Here is an 18932-nt window from a genome sequence, read left to right as displayed (position 1 = left end):
CCCTATGCGAAAAACTTATTTACCGGTGCGAGCCCGCTTAGAGCGCCGCGCTCCATCTAGTTCTTCTAGTACCAGGCGGCGCAGCGCCTTATCGGCATCCGGGTTCTCTGCCAACCAACGCTCCGTCTGCTCTACCAGGTCAAAGCCTTCCCGACTTTGTACAGCTAAGGGGTAAAGCCCGCCCACCAGAGACTCGGCCATATGCATAGTGCGGGAGGACCAAATATCGTTCAGCGCCGCAAAATAGGGCTCGATCATATCGGCGGCATCGGCTGGTTGCAGCCACAGGGAACGCGCAATCCCGGCGGTCAAGGCATCAATCTGCCCATTGGTGAGGCTAGTGTCTTCCAGAACTCGCTGTGCCCACTGCGTCTTGTTTTCCCGACCCGGCAGCGCGGCACGCGCCAAGAAAGCGTTCTCCCGGCCGGTAATCGTATCGTCGCTTTCTGCCATTTTGCGGATCATATCTGCGCTGGCCTGGCCGTTAGCAGCCAAGGCGAAGATCATATCCCAACGCAGATCGGTATCTACACTCACGCCTGCAAGCACTTTGCTGTCCGCAAACCAACGCTCGATTTCCGGGGCTTCTTTAGCTCCTGCAACCTGCAAGAATGCCCGTACCAATTGGCGTTGCCGATCCGAGCCCGCTTCCGCCTCCTCTGCCAAAGCCAAAAGTGCCGGAGCCAGCAAGCGATGAGCGCTAGCGGGGTCGGTAGCATAGTAGAGCAAGGCGCCCTGGATATGCCGGAGAATCCCGTTCAACACCGAAGAATTAGTTTCGTGTTTGAGCGCTCCCAAAGCCATCTCTAGATATTTCGAAGCGCTCAGATCCCCGTCGCGCACCATATCCCAGGCGGCACACATAATCACTGCTCGCGGCAAAGAATCCGCGAAATCGCCCACGCGATTACGTAGCACCTCCCAGGAGTCAGCATCAAAACGGATCTTCGCATACGCTAAATCTTCGTAGTTCAGCACATAGACGTCATGGTTGGTGCCCACCAAGCCAGGAACCGCGGTGACCTCACCTTTAACATCTACATCGGCGCGGCGCACCAAAACCAGTTTCCCGCGGGAATCGAAATCATAGGCGCCTACGCTAGTGGCGTGGGGACGCAAACTGGTGCCTTCCTGCGGCAAAGACTGGATAATGTTAAAGCTGGTGACTTTACCGCTGGGGTCGCGTTCGATTTGCGACTCCAACTGGGTAATCCCCGCCTCTAGTAGCCAAACCTGACTCCACTGCTTCAAATTGCGTCCGCTGGCGTTCTCCAGTTCCCCCAGGAAATCGGCCAAAGTAGCATTGGAATATTCGTGGCTGGCGAAATAGCTACGCAAAGCCGCTAAGAAGTTACCTTCTCCCACATAAGCCACTAGTTGCCGCAGCACGCAAGCGCCCTTGGAATAGGTGATGCCGTCGAAGTTAACTTCCACATCTGCCAGGTCGGATATAGGCGCCACAATCGGGTGAGTAGTGGGCAGCTGGTCGCAGTTGACTCCCCACACTTTGCGCATCGTGAACCCGGTCCAGGCATCCTGGAAGCGGGTGCCTTCCGCCATGCACCAATACGACATAAACTCCGCAAAAGATTCATTCAGCCACAGGTCATCCCACCATTTCATGGTGACCAGATCCCCGAACCACATATGAGCCAGCTCGTGCAGAATCGTGTTGGTTAGTTGTTCCAGCTGGGCCCCAGAGGGCTTAGTGCGGAAAATATATTCATCACGGAAAGTAATACAACCGGCATTTTCCATCGCTCCCGCGTTATATTCGGGAACAAAAATCTGGTCATACTTGGTGAAGGGGTAGGGGCGACCGTAGTGGGATTCATAAAAACGGAATCCCGCAATGGTTTGCTCGATTACAAAATCTGCGTCCAGATATTTAGCTAGCGATTGCCGGCAGTAAACCCCCAAGGGGATAGAGCGGCCATCGATGCTGGTAAGTACGGATTTAACCCGGTGATAGGGGCCAGCAACCAGGGCAGTGATGTAGGTGGAAATTAGCGGAGTGCGTTCAAAATGGAAAACATGTTGCTTAGTGTCCCCGGCACGCTCCACCTTTAAAGATTGCGGACGCGGAGTATCCATATTTGACAGCACCGTCCAGCTTTCCGGAACGGTCACCGAAAACTGGTAGGTCGCTTTCAGATCGGGTTGCTCAAAACAAGCAAATACTCGCCGGGCATCCGGCACCTCAAACTGGGTGTAAACATAGGTGAGGCCATCGGCGGGATCAGTAAAGCGATGCGCGCCCTCGCCGGTGTGCATATAGGCGCAGTTAGCCGCCACTTCCAGCCGGTTTTCTGCCTGCAGGTTGCTAAGCTCAATCCGGTTATCGCGGTAACAATCAGTACCCAAATCTTGCCCATTTAGCTGAATAGACAGCACCTCGGGGGCGATTAAATCCACGAAAGTACTGGCGCCCGCTTGGGCGGTAAAATCAATCACCGTGCGGGAGGCAAAAGTGTCTCCGCTTTCCGATAGTTCCACCTGAACGGTGTAAGCGACTTTCCCGATAACGTTCTTGCGTTCTTGTGCCTCAATCTTGGTCAGATTTGTACCCGGCATAACCTCTCCTGTTTTTAGACCTATCCTAATGCTTACTTTTCAAGTGTTACTATTCCCAGATTCTCACTCGTGCCTCCGGCTCCATCCAGAGTTTATCCGCGGGCGTAGTCTGGAAAGTGTCGTGGAAAGCATCCAGGTTGCGTACTACCCCGTTACAACGGAATTCGGCGGGGGAGTGGGGATCGACCACCAGGCGTTGGCGGGCGGCCTCCGGGCGAATCGCGGTGCGCCATACCCGAGCCCAAGAATAAAAGAACTCGGGTGCCAAGTCGCTTTCTTCCGGATGCGTCTGCTTCCAAGCCTTAAAAGCAATCGCCAGTCCGCCCAGGTCTCCGATATTTTCCCCGATAGTGAGGGCGCCGTTGACGTGTACGTCCTCGCCCGGCAGTTCGCTGGGGCGGTAGCTATCGTATTGCGCAATTAGCGCCGCGGTGCGTTTAGTGAACTCTTCCCGGTCGGCCTCGGTCCACCATTCGGTAAGCTTGCCGTCACCGTCATAGTGGGAGCCTTGATCATCGAAACCATGCCCGATTTCGTGACCAATCACCGCTCCAATGCCCCCAAAGTTGGCGGCATACGAAGCCTTAGGATCAAAAAATGGGGGCTGCAAGATCGCGGCGGGAAAGACGATTTCGTTAGTGAGCGGAGAATAATAGGCGTTCACCGTTTGCGGGCTCATATGCCATTCTTCTCTATCTACCGGTTTTAAGATCCGCGCCAGCTGGAAGTCAGTTTCAAAAGCACTGGAAGCCCGAATCATATCTACCAGGGTGTCGCCCTCGTTAAAGCGAAGGCCGCTATCGTCGCGCCAGTGGCGCGGATACCCGATTTTATAAGTAAATTTGGAAAGCTTTTCGAGGGCGCGCGTGCGGGTTTCTTCCCCCATCCAAGCAAGTTTTTCGATTCCCTCCCGATAGGCGTCCAAAAGCGACCCCACGAGTTTCTCCATCTCATCGCGGCGCTCCGGCGGGAAATGGTAGGCCACGTAGGCACGCCCGAGGGCTTCATCCAAAACCGATTCCACGGTTCCCACCGCCCGCTTCCATAGCTTGGGGCGCTGGGGAGTGCCCGACAGGGTAGTGCCGTAGAAAGAAAAGCGGAGCTCTTGCAGCTGGGGAGCCAGGTAGGGAGCGAAGGCTAAAACCACTTTCATCTGCAGGTAGCGTTTTAAGATCGCTAAATCAGTCTGCGCCCATAGCTGGGCAAAACCCTCTTGATAGGAAGGTATATAGACGTTAATCGGGTCAGCACCGGCCGCAAGTTTCACGCCTAGACCCGCTGCCCAAGCTGCGTAGGCAAACCCGGTATTTTTACGGCTAAACTCCGCAAAAGTAGTGGGATTATTGGTGGCTTGCGCATCGCGGCTACGCACCGCATCCCAATGGTGACCCGCTAACGCGGTTTCAAAATCGAAAATCTGCTGGGCGAACTCGGCTTCCGTTCCCGCGGCAGCAATCCCGCTTTCTAAGGCCATTTGCGTCAAAAATTTCCGGTATTTTTCCCGAATTTCCTGGTGTTCATCCTGATGATAATAGGATTCATCAGGCAATCCCAGCCCCGCCTGATAGAACTGTCCGATATAGCGTTCGGGATTTTCGGCATCGATACTGACCAGGAAAGCTACTGGGGAATCAATGCCTTCGCGCTCCAACTCTCCCAGTACCTGGGCTAACTCCTCCCGGCTTGCGCAGGAGTCCACTTTTTCTAGCAGGGGAGCAATCGGGGCAGTTCCCTGCGCGGTGAGCGCTTCTTGATCCAGATAAGCCTCAAAGAGCTGTCCAATCCGGCTGGCATCAAAATCCCAACGCTCACTGCTGGTTTCACTTTCCTGCGGGCGTTCCAGTTTCCCGGCCGCCGCATTTTCGCAAAGGGTGCGGCAGTGCGCCAAAGCGTCCTCTACCAGGTCGCGGAAAGCCCCATCAACTGCACGGTCAGCTGGGATTTCATAGCTATCTAACCAAGCGCCATTGATATGGCGGTAAAGGTCATCTTGAATACGCGGGGTCTGCCCGCCGGAATTTTCGCTCATACTTCAAGCCTAGATATTCCCGGCGGTTTGGCAAACGAAGCCCCCTAGGCAAGAATTGCCCTATGCCAGAGGGACATTCTATTCACCGTTTAGCCATCGCTTTTACCGAGTTAGCAAAACTCGGCATCGCGCGTGCCTCCTCCCCGCAGGGACGTTTTGCTGAGGGCGCGGCCGCCCTCGATAACGCAAAAATTACTCGCCCCTGGGCGTGGGGTAAACACCTGTTCCTAGATTTTAATGTTCCCCAGCCAGCCACTTTACATGTACACCTGGGACTATATGGTTCCTGGAAGTTTCAAGCTGGGGAAGGAATAGCTCTGCCTGGGCATATCGGCGCTCCCCGGATGGCGGGTGAACATCCCGGCGATACCTATAAACATTTTTCGGGGCAGTTCCAGCCGACTCCTCCCGGGGAAAACGTGCGACTGCGACTAGAGTTTTCACGGGCAGTAGCCGATCTGTCTGGCCCGAACCAATGCGAACTGCTCGATAAAGCGGGGGTAGAGAAAATTTTGGCTCGCCTGGGGCCGGATCCGCTGGTGGATTCTTGCAGCTCCCAGGAATTTATTGATCGCGCCCGCAAAACTACCCGCCGGATTGGGGAAGTGGTAATGGATCAATCCTGTATTGCCGGTCCCGGTAATATTTACCGCGCCGAATGTTTATTCCGCTGCGGGATTAACCCTAACCGGCAGGCCGCTAAAGTCTCGGTAACACGTCTGCAAGCGCTGTGGGAAGACTTGCGCTCCCAGATGCGGCGCGGCCTCAAAGAAGGTCTTATCTGCACCACTGATGATCCCTCCCAAGGACGCTTTTGGGTTTACCAGCGCTCGGGGGAGCCTTGTCGGCATTGCGGAGCAATTGTTCGCGAGCAGATCGTTGCCGGCAGGCGCAGCTACTGGTGTCCTAAGTGTCAAAAGTAAGACGTATCTGAGAGGGCGCGCCCGCGAAAACGCGCCGGGCGGATCCCTTTAGAAGCGTCCTATTCGAAAACCACGGTGCGGTTACCGTTTAGCAGGATTCGCCGCTGGGAATACCAGGTGACGGCCTGTGCCAGCACCCGTCGTTCCACGTCCTGTCCTTTTTGCACCATAGAGGCAGTGGAGTCGCGGTGAGAGACCGGAATCACCTCTTGGGCAATAATCGGACCTTCGTCTAGATCCGGAGTTACGAAATGGGCAGTTGCCCCGATTAGTTTCACTCCCCGCTGATGCGCCTGATGGTAGGGGCGCGCTCCCTTGAAAGAAGGTAGGAACGAGTGGTGAATGTTGATGACTTGGCCGTGTAAACGTTCGCAAACCTTATCGGACAAAATTTGCATATAGCGCGCCAGCACCACCAATTCCACATTTTCCGCATCGATGAGGGCAAGCAGCTCTGCTTCGGCCTTGGCTTTGGTGTCTTTAGTCACCGGGATACATAGGAAGGGGGCATCATAGAACTGGGCGAGGGGTGCCAAATCTGGATGGTTGCCAATGACCGCCACCACTTCTAGTGGTAGATTCAAATTGCGGCGGCGATATAGCAGGTCAGAGAGGCAATGACCCTCTTTAGAAACCATGATGATGGTACGTACCTTTTGGCCGACCTCATTTACACTCCAACGCATCGCATATTGTTGCGCCAAGGGAGAAAAAGCCTCCCTAACTTCCTGGACGCTGCGCCGGGTGTGAATCTCTACCCGCATAAAGAAGCTTTTAGTTTCCGGGTCATCAAACTGTTGCGAATCGACAATGTTGCCCTCTACCTCGACAATCACTTTAGTGACATCATGGACAATGCCAGGACGGTCAGGACAGGACAAGGTCAAAACAAGATGTGATACGGGTTCGGTCATGGCGCAAACTATACCAGCGTCAGCGCACGTCCTATATTTTCGACTCCGAAATTTTTGTTACCAATATGTGACAAACTGGTGAGTCGGAAAACGTTTTGCGCTAACATTGAAAAGCCTGTCAGGATAGGTAGGTCAGGAACTAGCAAGAGGAGGACTCCATGAGCGATAACGGCTTGGCAGATCCCATAACTACCGCAGTTATTGGTGCTATTAGGGATGATGATCTGGTTGCTGGCAGTGCGCTCTCGGAAGATGCTCGCAATACCATTGCGCAGCTTCCAGAGGGGTCAGCTTTGCTGGTAGTAGTGCGCGGCCCCAACGTAGGCGCCCGCTTCTTACTGAATGCGGAAAAAGTCACGGTAGGGCGCAAACCCAAATGCGATATTTTCCTGGATGACGTCACGGTTTCTCGTAAACACGCTAATTTTGTGCGTGAAGAGGGCGGTTACGTGGTTCGGGATGCCGGTTCTCTTAACGGCACCTATGTAAACCGCGAACGGGTAGATTCCATCCAGTTGAAAACTGGCGACAGTGTACAAATCGGTAAATACCGGATGGTTTACTATGCTTCGCGGAGGGATTCCTAGAGTTGCGGGCGGCAGCGTCAAGGCGGAACGGGCAATCAGAGGAAAAAACGGCGCCCTGGCCGGCGGGGGTATCCACTAAACCAGTTTTTTCGATCGGTAAAGTGGTCGATCGGGTAAAGGGAGAATTCCCTACGATCTCGGTCTCCAAGCTGCGTTTTTTGGAAGAGCAAGGAATAGTTATCCCGGCGCGTACTGCCTCGGGATACCGTAAATACTCGGCTGCTGATATCGAGCGGGTGCGCTTTTGTCTTTCTCGTCAACGCGATTCCTTTTTGCCGCTGCGGGTTATTCGGGAGCAGCTAGCGCAACTTGATGCGGGGCATACTCTCAGTGAGGTTCCCCCTCCGCAACAGGCGGCGCGACTGATTGCTTCCGAAGGACAATTGGTTACTGCGGCAGCGCCGGATGGGGCGCTTACGACCCGGGAGCTTTTGGATTTAACTGGGGTTTCCACTGCCGAATTAGACTCTTTTGTGCAAGCAGGGCTGGTTTCGCCGGATTTGGCGGGGCGGTTTCCTCCTCGCAGTCACCAAATCGTTAAGCTGGCCAGCCTGCTGGTGGAACAGGGGATCCCTCCACGTCAGCTGCGATTTCTAAAAACTGCGGCTTTGCGGTTGCTGGATCTAGTCGAGAGGGCGGCTACCCCGGTAGGTTACCGCGCGAGTAGCGTGGCGAAGGCGCGCCACTTGTCGGAAACGCAAGAACTTTCCGAAGCTGCTGCCCAAATGTTTTTGCAGATGGTACGAGTTTCTGCGGAAAAGCTGAATTAAACCTCAAGTAAAGCTTGAGACTTTCCGTAAAAGGTTCTTGACCGACCAGGGCAAAGAAAATACCGTTAAGACTGTAGTTAAACCAATCGTCAGGGAGTTGTCCATGGATAGGCAGCCGCGCCCGCAGCGTTCGCAAGGCATGTTATTTGGAGATACCTTAGCGGATCTGGATACCGAGACCGGCTATCGCGGCCCTATTGCTTGTAAAGCGGCGGGGATAACCTACCGGCAACTGGACTATTGGGCACGCACTGGACTGGTGGAGCCGACGATTCGCTCGGCCAAAGGTTCCGGTTCTCATCGCCTCTATTCTTTCCGCGATATTTTGGTGCTGAAAATTGTCAAGCGTCTACTCGACACCGGAGTATCCCTGCAACAGATCCGAATAGCGGTCGATGCCCTATCTAAGCGGGGGGTAGAGTCTCTTTCCTCCATAACCCTAATGTCTGATGGAGCCTCGGTTTACGAATGCACCTCCACCGACGAGGTAATCGACTTGGTGCAAGGGGGACAAGGCGTATTTGGGATTGCGGTAGGGCGCGTATGGCGCGAGATCGAAGGCACCTTAGCGGAACTGCCAGTAGAGTCGGCCAAGCAAGAACTGAAAGTGCCCGATGAGCTTGCGGCTGCCCGGGCGCGGCGAAATGCCGGATAACGGTGGAAATCCTAGTTTTCCTAATTGGTTTAGCTGCCGGAATCTTAGGTGGTTACGCTCTACATAAATGGATTTGGCATCTGCCTCGGCGCAGAGCGAACCTGCCCAGCGAGGCTACCAACACCGATATTTTGTCCCATGAAATCCGTACCCCTTTGGCGCTGATTTCTGGGGCGGCGGAACTTTTAGAATCAACTCCTTTGGATGAGCGACAAAGCCGCCTGTTGCACACCGTTACCACTAACTCTGCCCACGCGATTCGCTTAGCGGAAACCTTTTTAACCGGTGCCAAGATTCGCGGCTCGGGGCTAAGACTAGAAAAAGAAGATGTGGATTTGCGCGCGCTCGTGCGGGAGGCAGCCTCACAGGTGCGAGAAATCTTAGCGGTAGATATTTTGCTAACCGATCCCGGCGCCCCACTTTATGTTTACGGGGATCGGCAATTACTCTCGCAGGTTATTTGGAACCTAATCAATAACGCGGCTCGGCACTGCCGGGAAGGAGTAAAAATTGTGGTGCGTTCGTTTTCGGACGGATCGCAAGTGATTTTAGAAGTCACCGATAATGGCGCCGGAATCTCTAAGAGTCAGCGCCGCGATTTGTTTACCTATTATGGGGGACAAACCACTCAGGCCGCCACGGCGAACTCCGGGGCGGGACTAGGACTGGGCGTAGTTTCCCAGATTGTTCGCGGTCATGGGGGAGAAATAATGGTTGACACTCTAGAGGAGAGAGGAACTACATTTGTAGTGAGTCTGCCCAAGGGAGGAGCAAAGTGAAACCATTGGTGCTGGTAGTCGATGACGAATCGCAAATGCGCGAAATTGTTCGTTACACCCTGGAGGAAACCGGTTGCGAAGTCCTAGAGGCCTCCGGTGCAGCCTCGGCCTGGAAGCTGGTGAAATCTTCAGATTTAGCGCTGGTGATACTGGATTTAATGTTGCCGGATGGATCGGGAGTAGAGCTGGCAAAACGTATTAGGTCAGCGGTAAAAGTTCCGATTCTAATGCTTACTGCCCTGGGGGATCCACAGCAGCGCATCGAAGGGTTGCAGGCGGGTGCCGATGACTATTTACCTAAACCCTTTTCCCCTCGGGAACTATCTTTGCGGGTAGAAGCGATTTTGCGGCGTACCCATAAAATGCGACAGGTAGAACCCCGGCGGGAAATGGGACCCCTGTCGCTCGATACCGCACGGGGACGCGCCTACTACCAAGCTAAAGATTTAAAGCTTTCAGAAACTGAATTTAAGTTACTGCGAGTATTAGCCGAGGCAAACGGGGGAGTAGTAACCATTCGGGAACTACTAAACCAAGTTTGGGAAACCACTTCTACCTCCGGGGGGCGCGATATGGTAAAAACTACTATTTACCGCTTACGCGCCAAACTGCGCTCTGCCGGCAGTGATGAAATGATTCATACCCTGCGTGGCGGCGGATATATTTTGGAATATCTAGGGCGGGAAAACTAATCCTGGGTAACAACATCGTTACTGGGTGTCACTGCTAAGTCGGCTGGTTGTTACCAATAAGCAGGGAAACTAGACTCTGTAAGTTTCCATAAGGCGGTTCTGGCCGCCAAGAACACAGCGGAGTGAATATGGCATCCCCCAAAGGTTTTTCCTGGCTTAAGGCGCCGGCACCGGCGCCACGACTACCGGAAAATAAAATCAAACAAATGTTCCCTCGCCTGCGAATGCAGGTTTTCCTGGGTATCTTCATCGGCTATGCCGGTTTTTATCTGATCAGAAACAATATCTCCTCCATTGCCCCCTTGCTGATGGATGAGACCGGCATCGATAAAGTCGGAGTGGGGATTATCGCGAATGCGGTTCTGTTTGCCTATGGGCTCTCCAAGTTCTTCTCCGCGATGATCTCTGACCGTTCTAACGCCCGCTATTTCCTGGTGATCGGCCTCGCGTTATCAGCATGTACCAACCTAGTAGTAGCGTTCGTGCCTTGGGTAACCGCCTCAGTAGGTATCTTTGCCACCGTCATGTTTTTAAACGGTTGGTTCCAAGGTATGGGATGGCCGCCATGCGGAAGGGTATTAGTACACTGGTTCTCCACCAATGAACGCGGTACCATCACCTCTATTTGGAATACTGCCCACAACGTCGGAGGCGCCCTGCTACCCACCTTGGTAGGTATCGGTCTCGCCTGGACTGCCAATGACTGGCGCTCGGCCTTCTGGCTGCCTGCAGTAATCGCCTTGCTAGTAGCGTTTATTGGATTCTTGTTGATCCGGGATACTCCCGAATCTCTAGGGCTTCCCCCCATTGAGGAATACCGCAACGACCCGGCCAAAGTAGAAGTTGCCGAGGGCGAAAAGATGTCCGCCAAGGAGATGATTTTCAAACACGTCCTCACCAACCGCACGATCGTAATGCTGGCAGTGGCTAACGTATTCGTCTATGCCCTGCGTTACGGGGTACTCAACTGGATCACCGTCTACATGCACGAAAAGCATCACGCCGAGATTGGTTCCGGCCTAGCGGGCATCTTCGCCTATGAAATCGCAGGGATCGTCGGTACCCTGCTGTGTGGCTGGATGTCAGACAAAGTCTTTAAAGGCTACCGCTCGGGGGCAGGGATCTTCTTTACTATCTGCACCGCCTTGGCAATCCTGGGCTACTGGTTGGCGCCGGTAGGAACCCCCATGTGGGTATTAATCCTGCTAGTAGCCTTAATTGGGGGACTTATCTACGGTCCGGTAATGCTGATTGGCTTGCAGGCTATTGACCTTTCACCTCGTAACGTTGCTGGCACCGCCGCTGGATTTACCGGTCTGTTTGGATACCTGTTGGGAGCTACTTTGGCTTCCACTGGGGTAGGGATTCTGGTTCATAACTTCGGTTGGAACCTCACCTTTATGGTGTTTATCGTCTTTTCGGTGTTGACAATCTTAATTTTCGCGATTGTGGGACGCGATGAACGGCAGATTATGAGCGCCCATAAACAGAAACTGGACGATATGGCATAAAGATTCTCGAAGCGCGCCTAAGCGTAGAATCTAAACCAATTTCCCAAAGCAGGCTGGCGGAAACCGAAATGTTTCCGCCAGCCTGCTATCGTTACTGACATGCGGTCCCGCTTATTAGTACTACTAACTGTGCTCTTTAGCCTAGTTTTAAGCGGATGCCATCCCGCCGCAAAAGAACAACTAGCGTTTATCTGTTCCAACGAAGAATCAATCTGTAAAAATTGGCGAGATGCCTATGCTGCCGCCACTGGAAAAAATATTTCCTATCTGCGCTTGCCGACTGCCCAAGCCCTAACCCGGATTGCTTCCAGTCCCAAAACCCTAGAGTTTGATGTCTGGGTGGGAGGCCCGGCAGAAAACTATGTGCTAGCTAAGCGTCGCGGCCTCCTAGCTGCATATAAGCCGACAGGAATCAGCGATATTCCCGCCGCTATGCGTGATCCCCAAGGTTACTGGTTTGGGGTATATGGCTCTTTACTCGGTTTTTGTTCTGATCAAAAAGCCCTAGCCTCCCGGGGATTACCGGTACCTAAATCGTGGGAGGAGTTAGCAAACCCGCAATATCGCGGTTTGGTAGCGGCCTCTTCTCCGCTTACTTCCGGAACCGCTTTTACCGTAGTACGGGTACTGGATGAAATCTATGCAAACCAGGCCAGTACCGCCATCCGCCAGATTTACGACAATGTACCGCGTCTGACTAACTCGGGAACAGCTCCAGTAAAAATGGTATTGGCAGGCGAAGCCGCCATCGCGATTACCTTTACCCCCTATTGCGCTGGCAAGAGCCAGGCCAGTAAGACCGTAACTATTTCCTATCCACGGGAGGGCACCTCCTATGAGATTGGTTCAGCAGCCCTGTTGAAAAACGCACGCCACCGCGGGGAAGCAAAAATGTTCCTGGATTGGCTCTCACAAAAACCCGGCCAAGAGGTAGCCGTTAAATCGGCCACCCCGCAATTGGCGATTACTCGGGATATCCCCGGGTCACTAGCTTCGCGTTTACAGCAAGCTGATCCCTATATTTTGCCGGCACGTCCGCAAAAATCCGCGGCTGACCGCGACCGCTGGTTAACCTGGTTCGCCCGGCAAGGGTGGCAGAAATGAAAAAAATATTACTGCGCTCCCTATGTTGGTCAATCATTATTGGCTTTTGTATTCTCGCAGCTATTTGGCCGCTTGCCTTTGTAGTTCGTGCGGCGATCGTAAAATCTAGCCCCGGAGAAGAAGCCATTACTGCCGCCATTCGTCTGTCCTTACTAGAGGCTATCGGTTCAGCGATTCTGGCTACTGCCTGGGGGAGTGGAGCCGCCTTAGGAACCCGTTTTCTGCCGGATCCTTTTCGGCAACTAGCAACCATGCTGTGCCTATGTCCCATCGCGATTCCCCCCTTTATTGTTGCCAGTTGTCTGCGCTCCTTCGCGGGCTCATCCGCGAGCATCCTGGTCGGGCCGCTACCGGTCATCGCGGTTTTTGCCTTCTCACTTGCTCCCTTAGCCTATTTTTCAGCGCGCTCGACTTTGCAAACTATTCGTCCAGACCAGCTAGACCAAGCACGAATCTTAGGATTAAGTGACTGGCAGGTTTTTCGGCTGGTAATTGCTCGCCCCCTATTGGTCTCGGTTCCTTTATCGTTAGGGGTTACTTTTTCTTTAGCGCTTTCCGACCCGCTAGTGCCTGACCTGGTGGGCGGAAAAACTATGAACGCCGCCCACTCGTTGTGGCTGCGATCCACCGGCAGTTTCGAAACCGCATTTCTAGGACGAGCCTCCCTGGTATTAACCGCTCTCTGTCTATGTGTAGCCGGGATTCTAATCGGCCTTTACTTCACCACCTACCGCCGGTTTTTCCCCGCTTCCTCCCTAGGGGAACGTGGCTTTTCTTTAGGACCTTCCCGCCCACTCCCACTTTTAGCGGTAACCCTCTATGTCGTAGCCTCGGCCTGCCTGCTTCTTTACCTGTGGTTACACGCGACATTTTCTTTCGATAAGTTGGAATCGGTTATAAACACCTGGTTGCTGTCTGCCTTTGCTGCCGGTCTGTGCCTAATGGTGCTAGCGGCGACCAGAGGGGCCGGAGAAAAAAGACGAAATTTGGGCGTGGAAGCCTTGTTTATCGTGATCTTGTCTCTGCCCGGAGCCGCCATTGGTGCTGGCTGGATGCTTTCGCGTCAACAGGGCTTGCCCTGGCCTTGTTCCAGTGGAGGATTTTTATCTCTATGTTCCTTCCTCCTAATTGGCATGCCAGTTACCTATTTTTTGGCGGCGCGTTTTAGAGCCAGCGGTCACGCCGAATTTGAGGCGGTAAAAGTTTTAGGTGTCGGTAGGGTAGAAGCGGCCCTGAAAATACTGCTTCCTGCGGTTAGACGCTATTTTAGTTTGACCCTCGCCACCGTAGTCGCGATCTCCACCACCTTATCGGCACCGCTGATGTGGGTGGCAGCTCCCGATACTCCGGTAGTGGTGCCGCAAATGTTTGCCATGGTTGATGAAGCGAACTATGCACCAGCTTTCGGACTAGCACTTGCGGTATTAATCGTCTCTATTTTGCTATTTATCCTGGTACCGAAGGAGGAGGGAAAATGGAACCGTCCGCGCTAACCGTACAAGACCTCCAGGTTTGGCGTTCTGCCCACTGGGTGCTCGGCCCGGTCTCCTTTAGCGTTGACCCCGGGGAACTGGTGGTGATTATCGGACCTTCGGGAGCGGGAAAAACTACTTTATTACGCGCCATTGCGGGACTACAGCCCAGTAGCGGCAAGATCTTTTGTGGGGACGAGGACGTATCTGAGTTTTCTCCCGGCGCCCGTGCCAGCGCGCTGGTAGCCGATAGGGATGGTCTGTTTCCCCATCTGACTGTACAGGAAAATGTGGCCTTAGCCGGGGGGAATGCGGAAGACCTGCAGGTAACCCTAACTGATCTGGGTTTAAGTTCGCTTGCGCGCCAATATCCGGGTTCACTATCTACCGGGCAGCGGCAAATGGTAGCTTTAGCGCGAGCGCTGCTGCGGCGACCTCGCTGGCTGCTTTTTGATGAGCCGCTAGCCCATGTCGACCCCTATTCGCGCCTGCGGCTGCGCGGAGAAATTCTTCGGATCCACCGGCGGATTGGGGCCGCATCTTTGTATGTTACCCATGACCTGCCGGAAGCCTATGCTATTGCCGACCGGATTATCTTGCTGCGCGAGGGAAAAATTATTCAGGACGATTACCCGCAAGATCTGGTATCCCATCCGGCAGACCTACAAACTGCCCTCTACCTGGGAGCCACCACCCAAGTTAGCACTACCGCGCTGATTAATACTGACCGATTTGGGCAAGTTAGTGCCCAGTTCACCGCTTTTGGGCAGTCTCTAGAGGTTCCCGCTGCCGATAGCTTAGCCACCGCCCATGGGCAGACCCGGAAAATAGTGGCGCTTGGCTCGCCCTATTCGGTTGAGATTAGTAGCCTCCCGCCAGAGCGAAAGAAAGATTCCATCCAAGGGGATGTGGGACAAGTAGTGGGATCTTTTTTCGAGGGAGATACCTACCTTTTGCAGATAGAAACCGAGTTTGGGGTACTTGCCAGTCGCCGGCAAAGCGGGGATGAACCATTCATTGTGGGGGATCGAGTGGCAGTTAAGGCGCTGCCCACTCACCTTTGGGCGGTGCCGGCTTAACCCTTAGGTCGAGGCTTTTTCGGGAAATTTAAGGAATATACCAATTTTTTAACTACCCGCTAGGGCGAGTATATTTAAACAGGTTTCGGGAAGTCTCTTCCCCGTACCTAGTCAAAGCTAGGCGCTAATCCGCCCCATCATGAAGGAGTAAGCTATGCCGATGTCGGCCTCTAAAGAATCTCTAACTGCGTTTGAACAGTGGAATGAGACAATTTCCGGCCTCCTCGATACTGCCTATAACAATTCGGTGGTGTGGCTGTTGATGCTTACCCTGCTGGGGGTAGGCATCTGGTTAACCATCCGCACCAAAGGCATGCAGCTGAGCATGTTTACCCACATGCTGAAAGTAATTACTCGTTCTCGCGGTGGGTCCGAAGGGGGAATTTCTTCCTTCCAAGCGTTTGCGATCGGGCTGGCCGACAGGGTAGGTACGGGCTCGATTACCGGGGTAGCACTGGCGGTAGTTGCCGGCGGCCCCGGCTCGGTTTTTTGGATGTGGATAGTGGCACTAGTCGGTATGGCCACTGCTTTTGTCGAAGCTACCTTGGCGCAGCTATTTAAAGTTCGTAACGGAGACGGCACCTTCCGGGGCGGTCCCGCCTTTTATATTCAACGCGGCCTGGGCTCGCGTACCTGGGGGGTTGTCTTTGCGGTGCTACTAATCTTTGCCTACGGATTTAGCTTCGAAATGATCCAGGCGAACTCGATTTCTCAGCTAGCCAACTCAGAATATTTAGGGTTCCCAGTTTGGGCAACTGCCTTGATCCTAGTGCTTTTAACCTTGCCGCTAGTAGTGGGCGGGGTACGCAAAATTGCTGAATTCTCGGAATACCTGGCTCCGGCGATGGCGCTGCTTTATGTAGGCATGGGGATCTTGGTGATTATCCTCAACTACGAGCGGATTCCTTTTGTTTTCCGGGAAATCTTCCTGGGAGCATTCGGACAGTCAAACACCTATCTGCCGCCGGCAGTTGCGGGAGCCGGGGGAGCGTTCATTGCGGCGATTACTACCGGTACTAAACGCGGCTTGTTTACTAACGAGGCCGGTATGGGCTCGGCTCCGAACGCGGCTGCTATTGCCACTGTGCGCCACCCCGCCACCCAGGGAATGATTCAAGCACTTGGAGTTTTCGTTGACACCATGCTGGTGTGCACCTCTACCGCCTTTATTATTTTGATGTCAGCGCCCTTCTGGGATAAGCAAAACCATGTCGATGGGGCAGTGCTAACCATGGATTCGATCGTTACCTCTTTGGGATCCAATAACACCACGCAAACGGTGGTATTTGTGTTCGTGATGGTAATGATGGTTTGTTTCGGTTATTCCACCATCCTGGGGAACTACACCTACGCAGAAACCAATTACAAGTTTATTGTGGGTGTAGACCGCTCCGCTTTACCCTTGAAATTGCTAGTAATAGCGTCTACGGCGATTGGGGCGATTCTGCCTTTGAAATCAGTGTGGTCGATTGCTGACTGGGCGACCGCCCTAATGGCGCTGGTTAACTTGGTAGCCCTAATATTCTTGGGGAAGTGGGCAGTGGGTGCCCTGCGCGACTACCGGGCGCAAATGAAGACTAACGATCCGGCAGGGCCGATCTTCTGTTCGAAAGATAACCAATACCTGCCGGGGGAGCTCCCCACCCGGGTTTGGACAACCCCCGGTGGGTTCGATCCCGCTTGGGATACTGCTAGTTCCCCGGCAGGCACGGTTAAATAACTATTTTCTGCCCGCTTAGTCGAGCTGCTCGAACTTGCGGCTCCAAGCCGAACGGATGGGGTTGGCATCCGCCATCATGATCTCTAAACGATCATTGGCAACTTCTACCACCTGTCCTAGAGCGACTACCCGTTCATGTCGCGGCGAATTCTCTAGCCGGTGCAGGCCGTCTTTAATGATTTCGTCCACGCTATCCATCCGCGACAGTAGTGCCACTAGCGGCAAATTGAACTTTTCATGGTAGGAACTTTCCAAAGTGTGCAGCTGAGCTTTTTGTTCTTCGGTGAGTTGACCCAAGGCCAAAGAACCCACATCCTGCGAAATTGCTTTGGCTTCGCTTTCGCTGGCGGTCAACATCGCGGTTACATCCGGATAGGCAGCAATCAGCTGATCCTGAGCGTCTTTACCCGCTACCATCACCGCGTCTTGCAGCGCTTCTTTAAGTTCGCCTACATCCTGGAAGGGACGCATCTCCGCTGCTGCCTGTAGCGGCCAAGTTACCCCATTGAATAAGCGAGAGAAGGTGTTTACAAACTCTTCTTCGCTCATTTTGTTAACTGCCCGCAATGAGCGGCGTTTGCCGGTAGCACCTAGCGCTACGTCCTCGCCCTTGGCTCGCGGCCCGACGTGGAAGAACAACAGGTTGAGCAAAATCGCGGTAATCGAGCCGAGAGTTACCCCGGAGGCAAAGAAAATCCGTGCCCAAGCGGGGAAGGTATCGGCGATTGCCGGTTTGAAGGAAACTAGCATCGCCAGGGCGATCGAGGTAGTCAGAATAATCCCGTTGCGGGTATCCGAGAGGTCAACACGAGAGAGGGTTTGAATCCCCACCAAGGTTAGGTTGGCAAACAAAGCCATGGAGGCTCCGCCCAGCACCGGGGCGGGGATCGAAGCTACAATCGCGCCCGCCTTGGGAATAACTCCCAAAATGATCATAATTCCACCGGCACAAGCCACTACCCAGCGAGAATGAACTTTAGTTAGCCGCACCAAACCAATATTTTGCGCGAAACAGGTGTAGGGGAAAGAGTTCAAAATTCCCCCTAAAGTAGTGGAGAGGCCATCGGCACGCAAAGCCGCGGTGATCTCTTTCTTTCCGATACGTTTGCCCACGATTTCACCGGTGGCAAAGACATCGCCAGTAGTTTCTACCATGGTCAGCAGCATGACCACGATCATAGAGATACAGGCAGTTAAAGAGAACTGCGGCCAGCCAAAATAGAACGGGGTAGTGACCGCTACCCAGGAAGATTTGCCTACCTCGCTAAAGGAGGCGTCGCCGAGCGCGACCGCCACTCCGGTACCAATCACTAGGCCCGCTAGCACGGCCAGGGTGCCCATAAAGCCTTTAAAGAAGCGTTGGATGAGGACGATTAGCGCTAAAGTTCCCAGGCCATAGGCCAAAGAGCGCAGGGTTATCGGCATCGGCGGTACCTGTTCATCAACGCGTCCAATCACGTCAGCGGCAGATACGCCCAGCAAAGTGGTACCCATAGTGGTTAGTACGATCCCGATAACTAGCGGGGGGAAGAAACGAATTAATTTGGCAAAAATTGGAGCCGCGAAGAAGGTGAATAGCCCGGCTACAATGACCGCTCCGTAAATGGTGGGAAGAACTCCCACGCCGCCCTCTTGATTAACGGCGAGACCGATCGCAATCATCGGAGAAATCGCCATGGTGGTGACGCCTTGAATAATCGGCAGGCGCACCCCGATACGCCAAAAACCAATCGACTGAATCAAGGTAGCAAGTCCACAGGTAAACAAGTCAGCGTTAATCAGGTGCACCGTGGTAGTGGGATCTAGTTTAAGTCCGCCCGCAACTACCAGGGGAACAACCACCGCGCCTGCGTAAAACGCTAAAACGTGCTGCACGGAGAGCAATAGCGTCCGAGGAGCCGAAGGTACTTGGTCAACCGGATGTTTTTTAGTTTTTCTATCTTTAATTTCGGCTTCTAGGGAATCACCTAGAGCTTTCAGTGGTGGATTTAGCGGCTCATCAGCTGCCATCGTGGATATTCTCCTTTGTGCTAATACCGGAAATACTTCCACAGCTAATTCAAGCGCTTGCCAACCTAGAACTCAAAACGGCAGGAGGGGGGTATGTGGGAGTAGATAACAGT

15 protein-coding genes are annotated in these 18932 nt (G+C 53.6%); 11 read left to right on the top strand and 4 right to left on the bottom strand.

The window, feature by feature from the left end:
• Positions 1 to 15: 15 nt before the first annotated feature.
• Positions 16 to 2574 carry an aminopeptidase N gene (pepN, locus tag F605_RS0107440; protein ID WP_022865258.1) on the bottom strand — a complete coding sequence of 853 codons (2559 nt, stop codon included), beginning with the start codon at positions 2572 to 2574 and terminating at the stop codon, positions 16 to 18.
• A gap of 49 nt (positions 2575 to 2623) precedes the next feature.
• Complete coding sequence (locus tag F605_RS0107435; RefSeq protein WP_022865257.1) at positions 2624 to 4603, bottom strand: M13 family metallopeptidase; 1980 nt, start codon at positions 4601 to 4603, stop codon at positions 2624 to 2626.
• 62 nt (positions 4604 to 4665) lie between these two features.
• On the opposite strand from F605_RS0107435, the gene F605_RS0107430 reads away from it, so the two are divergent.
• Positions 4666 to 5526 carry an Fpg/Nei family DNA glycosylase gene (locus F605_RS0107430; protein WP_022865256.1) on the top strand — a complete coding sequence of 287 codons (861 nt, stop codon included), beginning with the start codon at positions 4666 to 4668 and terminating at the stop codon, positions 5524 to 5526.
• 59 nt (positions 5527 to 5585) lie between these two features.
• Here F605_RS0107430 and purU read toward each other — a convergent pair whose 3' ends face one another.
• Positions 5586 to 6440 (bottom strand): formyltetrahydrofolate deformylase, encoded by an 855-nt coding sequence (gene purU / locus F605_RS0107425; protein WP_022865255.1) that lies wholly within the window; start codon positions 6438 to 6440, stop codon positions 5586 to 5588.
• A gap of 158 nt (positions 6441 to 6598) precedes the next feature.
• Here purU and F605_RS0107420 point away from each other — a divergent pair, with 158 nt between their 5' ends.
• From F605_RS0107420 to F605_RS0107375, 10 genes are all read left to right on the top strand, one after another.
• Positions 6599 to 7027: an FHA domain-containing protein gene (locus F605_RS0107420; protein WP_022865254.1), complete on the top strand. Its 429-nt coding sequence runs from the start codon at positions 6599 to 6601 to the stop codon at positions 7025 to 7027.
• 101 nt (positions 7028 to 7128) lie between these two features.
• Positions 7129 to 7797, top strand: coding sequence for a transcriptional regulator FtsR (gene ftsR, locus F605_RS0107415; protein WP_162138280.1), 669 nt, complete (start codon positions 7129 to 7131; stop codon positions 7795 to 7797).
• Between the two features lie 103 nt (positions 7798 to 7900).
• On the top strand, positions 7901 to 8452 hold the full coding sequence (locus F605_RS0107410) for a MerR family transcriptional regulator (protein WP_022865252.1): 552 nt from the start codon (positions 7901 to 7903) through the stop codon (positions 8450 to 8452).
• Between the two features lie 2 nt (positions 8453 to 8454).
• Entirely contained in the window at positions 8455 to 9231 is a 777-nt protein-coding gene (locus tag F605_RS10500) for a sensor histidine kinase (protein ID WP_022865251.1), read from the top strand.
• Complete coding sequence (locus F605_RS0107400) at positions 9228 to 9923, top strand: response regulator transcription factor (protein WP_022865250.1); 696 nt, start codon at positions 9228 to 9230, stop codon at positions 9921 to 9923. Before F605_RS10500 ends, F605_RS0107400 begins: the two co-directional genes overlap by 4 nt.
• Before the next feature lie 128 nt (positions 9924 to 10051).
• Positions 10052 to 11434: an MFS transporter gene (locus F605_RS0107395; RefSeq protein WP_022865249.1), complete on the top strand. Its 1383-nt coding sequence runs from the start codon at positions 10052 to 10054 to the stop codon at positions 11432 to 11434.
• A 99-nt stretch (positions 11435 to 11533) separates the two neighbouring features.
• On the top strand, positions 11534 to 12538 hold the full coding sequence (locus tag F605_RS10495) for an extracellular solute-binding protein (RefSeq protein WP_022865248.1): 1005 nt from the start codon (positions 11534 to 11536) through the stop codon (positions 12536 to 12538).
• Positions 12535 to 14031 (top strand): ABC transporter permease, encoded by a 1497-nt coding sequence (locus tag F605_RS0107385; RefSeq protein WP_022865247.1) that lies wholly within the window; start codon positions 12535 to 12537, stop codon positions 14029 to 14031. The genes F605_RS10495 and F605_RS0107385 overlap by 4 nt, the downstream gene beginning before the upstream one ends.
• Entirely contained in the window at positions 14013 to 15089 is a 1077-nt protein-coding gene (locus tag F605_RS10490; RefSeq protein ID WP_022865246.1) for an ABC transporter ATP-binding protein, read from the top strand. The genes F605_RS0107385 and F605_RS10490 overlap by 19 nt, the downstream gene beginning before the upstream one ends.
• A gap of 154 nt (positions 15090 to 15243) precedes the next feature.
• On the top strand, positions 15244 to 16809 hold the full coding sequence (locus F605_RS0107375; protein WP_022865245.1) for an alanine/glycine:cation symporter family protein: 1566 nt from the start codon (positions 15244 to 15246) through the stop codon (positions 16807 to 16809).
• 15 nt (positions 16810 to 16824) lie between these two features.
• Here the strand turns inward: F605_RS0107375 and F605_RS0107370 are convergent, their stop codons facing one another.
• A complete protein-coding gene (locus tag F605_RS0107370; protein WP_022865244.1) occupies positions 16825 to 18819 on the bottom strand; it encodes a solute carrier family 23 protein in 1995 nt (664 codons plus the stop codon).
• Between the last annotated feature and the right edge of the window lie 113 nt (positions 18820 to 18932).

It is taken from the genome of Varibaculum cambriense DSM 15806 (assembly GCF_000420065.1).
GTDB lineage: Bacteria > Actinomycetota > Actinomycetes > Actinomycetales > Actinomycetaceae > Varibaculum > Varibaculum cambriense.
The sequence above is the reverse complement of the archived record's forward strand: the minus strand, read 5'-3'. Positions and strand labels throughout refer to the sequence as shown.